This window comes from Pseudomonas sp. 39004, from assembly GCF_028682155.1.
GTDB lineage: Bacteria > Pseudomonadota > Gammaproteobacteria > Pseudomonadales > Pseudomonadaceae > Aquipseudomonas > Aquipseudomonas capeferrum.
In genome coordinates this window covers 1-4824 of the sequence record NZ_JANIAG010000265.1, presented here as the reverse complement: position 1 = coordinate 4824, position 4824 = coordinate 1, and the positions used below count along the sequence as shown (strand labels likewise).

At 64.4% G+C, this 4824-nt stretch carries 6 protein-coding genes and 1 pseudogene; all 7 read right to left on the bottom strand.

Annotated elements, in window-relative coordinates:
- Positions 1-1258: pseudogene (locus NP534_RS25655) on the bottom strand (sodium:solute symporter family transporter); the annotation flags it as partial.
- The gene (locus NP534_RS25650) at positions 1249-1557 is read right to left on the bottom strand and encodes a DUF485 domain-containing protein (RefSeq protein ID WP_012314487.1); all 309 of its coding nucleotides are present in this window, start codon (positions 1555-1557) and stop codon (positions 1249-1251) included. The pseudogene NP534_RS25655 and the gene NP534_RS25650, both read right to left, overlap by 10 nt.
- 82 nt (positions 1558-1639) lie before the next feature.
- Positions 1640-2716, bottom strand: coding sequence for a 1,2-phenylacetyl-CoA epoxidase subunit PaaE (gene paaE / locus NP534_RS25645; RefSeq protein ID WP_274100576.1), 1077 nt, complete (start codon positions 2714-2716; stop codon positions 1640-1642).
- Positions 2717-2730: 14 nt separating this feature from the next.
- Entirely contained in the window at positions 2731-3264 is a 534-nt protein-coding gene (gene paaD, locus NP534_RS25640) for a 1,2-phenylacetyl-CoA epoxidase subunit PaaD (RefSeq protein WP_033697907.1), read from the bottom strand.
- Entirely contained in the window at positions 3251-4009 is a 759-nt protein-coding gene (gene paaC / locus NP534_RS25635) for a 1,2-phenylacetyl-CoA epoxidase subunit PaaC (RefSeq protein ID WP_274100575.1), read from the bottom strand. Before paaC ends, paaD begins: the two co-directional genes overlap by 14 nt.
- An 8-nt stretch (positions 4010-4017) precedes the next feature.
- Positions 4018-4299, bottom strand: coding sequence for a 1,2-phenylacetyl-CoA epoxidase subunit PaaB (paaB, locus tag NP534_RS25630; RefSeq protein ID WP_004374528.1), 282 nt, complete (start codon positions 4297-4299; stop codon positions 4018-4020).
- Positions 4300-4324: 25 nt separating this feature from the next.
- On the bottom strand, positions 4325-4824 hold a 500-nt coding region (locus NP534_RS25625), incomplete at its 5' end, for a Phenylacetic acid catabolic protein (RefSeq protein ID WP_274100574.1).

The following is a 4824-nucleotide window of genomic DNA, read 5'->3' as shown; positions in this document are numbered from 1 at the left end:
GTGCTCTTCCGATCTCCGACGCGGCCACGGCCAGCACCAGGCCGGAGAGGAAGGCGATGTTCTGCGACTCGAACACCAGCCCGAGCACCACTGCCAGCAGGCCGATCACCAGGGTGGCGATACGCGAAACCCGCATCTCTTGCTGCTCGGTGGCCTGGCCTTTGCGCATCACACAGGCATACAGGTCGTGGGACACTGCCGACGCACCGGATAGCGCCAGGCCAGCCACGACCGCCAGAATGGTGGCGAAGGCCACGGCAGAAATGAAACCGAGGAACAGGTTGCCACCCACCGCCTGGGCCAGGTGCACCGCGACCATGTTGCCGCCGCCAATGATCGCGCCCGCTGCATCGCGGTAAGACGGCTCGGTGCCGACCATGACGATGGCGCCGAAGCCGATGACGATCAGCAGCAGGTAGAAGTAGCCAATGAAACCGGTGGCGTAGAACACGCTCTTGCGTGCTTCCTTGGCATCGCTGACGGTGAAGAACCGCATCAGGATATGAGGCAGGCCCGCCGTGCCGAACATCATGCCCAGGCCCAGGGAAATCGCGTCCACCGGGTTCGACAGCAAGCCACCCGGCGCCATGATTGCCTGGCCCTTGGCGTGCACGGCAACGGCACTGGCAAACATCGCCTCGGTGCTGAAGCCAAAGTGCTTGAGCACCATGAAGGCCATGAACGTGGTACCGCTGAGCAACATCACCGCCTTGATGATCTGCACCCAGGTGGTGGCGAGCATGCCGCCGAAGGTCACGTAGGCGACCATCAGCACCCCGACCAGCATCACCGCATACAGGTAGCTGATACCGAACAGCAGCTCGATCAGCTTGCCGGCACCGACCATCTGCGCCACCAGGTACATCAGCGCCACGACCAGGGTGCCGAACGCCGACGTCAGGCGCACGGGGGTTTGAGCCAGGCGGTAGGACACCACATCGGCAAAGGTGTACTTGCCCAGGTTGCGCAAGCGCTCGGCAATCAGGAACAGGATGATCGGCCAGCCGGCGAGCACGCCCAGGGCGTACAGCAGTCCGTCGTAGCCGTTCATGAACATCATTGCCGAAATGCCCAGGAACGACGCGGCGCTGATCATGTCGCCGGCGATCGCCAGGCCGTTCTGCATGCCGGTCAGGCCGCCGCCGGCGGTATAGAAGTCACTGGCCGAACGGGTCCGCAATGCGGCCCAGCGGGTGACCAGCAAAGTGAAGCAGACGAACACCATGAACATCGAGATGGCGGTCCAGTTCATTGCGCGCACTCCTGCTTGACCTTGTCGTTGAGCGGGTCGAGCACGTTGTTGGCGCGGTGCACGTAGATGCCGGTGAGGGCGAACGACAACAGCACCATGAGCACGCCCACCAGCATGCCGACGGTGGTCACGCCACCGCTGAGCGACTGGCCGAGGGTGCTGGGCGAGAACGCCACCAGCAGGACGAAGCCGTAGTAGATCACCAGCATGGCCAGGGTCAGGCTGCCGTTGAGGCGGCGCTTGCGCCGGACCAGGTGCTGGAAGTCGGGGTGGTTGGCGATGCTTGCGATGCGTTCGGGGGTCATGGGTCAGCGATCTCTTGGTGTTGTAGTTGTTTTTTGTGAGGTCACACGGGTGTTGCATGCGGTGTTGTAAAGCGGCGCGGGTTTACAACTGGTCGAAGTCGAGCACCACCTTGTCGCTCACCGGGTAGGTCTGGCACGACAGCACATAGCCCGCCGCCACTTCGTAGTCTTCCAGCGCATGGTTGCTGTCCATCTCTACCTCGCCCTCGATCACCCGGCACTTGCAGGTGGAGCACACGCCCGCCTTGCACGAGTAGGGCAGCTCGGCGCCAATGGCATTACCGGCGTCCAGCACGTTCTGGCTGTTGCGCGGCAGGTCGAACGACAGGGCGCGGCCATCGCTGATCACGGTGATATGGCTGAGCGCCGAATCCACCTGGCGCGCCGCCTCACGGGCCTCGCGGCGTGCTTCGCTGCCAGCGGCGGCAAACAATTCGAAATGGATGCGCTCCTTGCCCATGCCGTTGGCCTGCAGGCTGTCGCGCACGGTTTCGGTCATCGCCTGGGGGCCGCAGATGAACGCCGCGTCCAGCGTGGTGACGTCCAGCCAGCGGGCGAACAACTGGCCGCACTTGTCGGCATCGATCCGGCCGTTGTACAGGTCGACATCCTGCTGCTCGCGACTGAACACGAAAATCAGGTTCAGGCGGTCCAGGTAACGGTTTTTCAGGTCTTCGAGCTTGTCGCGGAACAACGCACCGGAGCTGGAGCGGTTGCCGTACAGCAGGGTGAAGCGGCTGTGCGGCTCACTGGCCAGGGTGGTGGCGATGATCGACAGGATCGGCGTGATGCCGCTGCCTGCGGCCACGCCCAGATAGTGGCCGTGGCGGGCAGGGTCCAGCGGTACATGGAAGCTGCCAGACGGCGGCATCACCTCCAGTTGCTGGCCAGCCTTGAGCACGTCATTGGCAAAGGCGGAGAAACGCCCGCCCGGCACGCGCTTGACGGCTACCCGCAGCTCGCCATCCTGTACCGCGCTGCAGATGGAATAGGAGCGGCGTACTTCCTCGTTGTCCAACCGGGTACGCATGACCAGGTACTGGCCCTGGGTAAAGCTGAATTGCGCCTGCAAGTGCTCGGGCACGTCGAAGGCGATGGACACCGCGTCGCGGGTCTCGTTACGCACTTGCTTGATGGTCAGGCTGTGAAACTGGCTCATGTGTTCTCCACGGCTCAAATGCATTTGAAATAGTCGAACGGCTCCAGGCACTCGCGGCAGCGGTACAGCGCCTTGCAGGCCGTGGAGCCGAACTGGCTGAGCAGTTCGGTGTGGGGGCTGGCGCACTGCGGGCAGCACACCTGGGGCGCTTCACCGAGCAAACTGCGCTTGCTGGTGCTGCCCTCGGGCGGTGCGATGCCGTAGGCGCGCAAGCGTTGGCGGCCCAGCTCGCTGATCCAGTCGGTGCTCCAGGCCGGGGTCAGCCGCCGCTCCAGCGCAGGGGCAGCAAAACCGGCCTGTTGCAGCGCGTCACGGATGTCGGCCTCGATCACCTCGGTCGCCGGGCAACCGGAGTAGGTCGGCGTGACTACCAGGTGCAGGTGGCCGGCGCGCCAGTCGAGGTCGCGGACGATGCCCAGGTCGACCACGCTGACTACCGGCACCTCCGGGTCCATGACCTGCTCCAGTACTTCCCAGGCCCGGGCCAAGTCATCGCCGCGGGCCGCACGGGCGCCGAGGTCGCTGGCAATCAGCTCACCAGGTTGCATCGGGGTAGGCCCGTGGCAGGAACTGCATTTCGGCCAGCAACAGCCCCAGGTGCTCGGTGTGCAGGCCTTTGCGGCTGTCCAGGTAGAAATGGCTGGCCGCCTTGGGCAGCGGCAGTTGCACCGAGTCGAAAATCGCTGTCACCTGCTTGAGCCAGGCAGCACCGACGCTGCGCGGGTCGGCAGCAATGCCAGCCTCGGCCAGGCGTACTTCGTTTTCGCTGCCTGCCGCCAGTTCGACGGTGAAGCGCCACAGCGCCGGGATCGCATCGAGCATGCGCCGACGGCTTTCGTCAGTGCCGCCGCCCAGTCGCTGCACCCATTCGCCGGAGCGACGCAGGTGGTAGGTGACCTCCTTGAGCGCCTTGGCAGCAATGCCGGCGATACGTTCGTCGCTGGACGCGGCCAGGCCCTGCAGCACCGCGTAATGCCAGGCGTCATAGAAGAACTGCTTGGTCATGGTCACGGCAAAGTCGCCATTGGGTTGCTCGACCAGCAGCAGGTTGCGGTAGGCGCGTTCGTCGCGACGCATGGCAAGGGCATCGGCATCACGGCCGTCATCGAGCAGCTCGGCGGCGTACTCCAGCCAGTTGCGGGCCTGGCCGACCAGGTCGAGGCCGACGTTCATCAAGGCCAGCTCTTCTTCGATGGCCGGCGCATGGCCGCACCATTCACAAAGGCGCTGGCCCTGCACCAGGGCGCTGTCGCCCAGCAGCAGCAAATACGGGATAAGCGTTTCTGTATGCATGGCCAACCTCACATGTGTCCGACTTCGTCGGGCAGTTCGTAAAAGCTGGCGTGGCGGTAGACCTTGTCGTCCGAAGGGGCGAACAACGGGTCTTTCTCGTCAGGCGAGGAGGCGGTGATCAGCGCCGAAGGCACCACCCACAGGCTCACGCCTTCGCTGCGGCGGGTGTACAGCTCACGGGCATTCTCGATGGCCATGGCGGCGTCGGCGGCATGCACGCTGCCGACATGCTTGTGGTTCAAGCCGTGCTTGCTGCGCACGAACACTTCGTAGAGGGTCCAGACAGACATTTTCGATCTCCGCATCAATCGCCGCTCAGGCGGCGTTCTTGTTCTGTTGCTTGCGCGCATAGGCCACGGCGGCCTCGCGTACCCAGGCACCGTCCTCGATGGCCTTGCGCCGGGTGGCGACACGCTCCAGGTTGCACGGGCCGTTACCCTTGATGACTTCGTAGAACTCGTCCCACTGGATTTCGCCGAAGTCGTAGTGGCCGCGGGCCTCGTTCCACTTCAGGTGCGGGTCGGGTGCGGTGCAGCCGAGCAGTTCGAGCTGTGGCACGGTCTGGTCGATGAAGCGCTGGCGCAGTTCGTCGTTGGTCTGGCGCTTGATCTTCCAGGCCATCGACTGGGCGCTGTTGGGGGAGTGCTCGTCGCTTGGGCCGAACATCATCAGCGACGGCCACCACAGGCGGTTGATGGCGTCCTGGACCATGTCCTTCTGCGCCTGGGTGCCGTGGCGCATCATGGTCAGCAGCAGCTCGTAGCCCTGGCGCTGGTGGAAGCTCTCTTCCTTGCAGATACGGATCATGGCGCGGG